Raw genomic sequence first — 453 nt, forward strand, 5'->3', positions numbered from 1 at the left:
CTTCGCGACCTCCTCAATGACCGATTCGCGAGTTATTTTGGACCAGCCGGGTGCCGAGAAGCTCGTTGGCCAGGGCGATGGGCTCTTCCTGCCGATGGGTGCTTCGAAGCCAGTGCGTGTGCAGGGAGCGTGGGTGTCTGATTCCGAGATCCATCAGGTTGTCTCCCATGTCAAGTCCCAGATGGAGGCTCATTATCGCGACGATGTCGCCGCCCCGACGGCCGCGATGAAGGTGGCTGAGGATATCGGTGACGACATGGAGCTTGTGCTGGAAGCGGCGAAGCTCGTGGTCGAGCTGCAACTAGGATCGACGTCAATGTTGCAGCGTAAGTTGCGTGTGGGCTTTGCTAAGGCGGGCCGACTTATGGACATCCTCGAGACCCGTAATGTCGTCGGGCCGTCTGAGGGGTCTAAGGCGAGGGACGTTCTGGTCAAGCCTGATGACCTTGACGA

Annotated in this window: 1 protein-coding gene; it reads left to right on the plus strand. The window is 59.4% G+C overall.

Translation table 11 applies throughout. From position 1 onward, the window contains the following. The coding region (locus tag GSF22_RS34165; RefSeq protein ID WP_208817991.1) for a DNA translocase FtsK at positions 1-453 on the plus strand (453 nt) is incomplete at both ends.

Source organism: Micromonospora echinofusca, assembly GCF_017614955.1.
Taxonomy (GTDB): Bacteria; Actinomycetota; Actinomycetes; order Mycobacteriales; family Micromonosporaceae; genus Micromonospora; species Micromonospora echinofusca_A.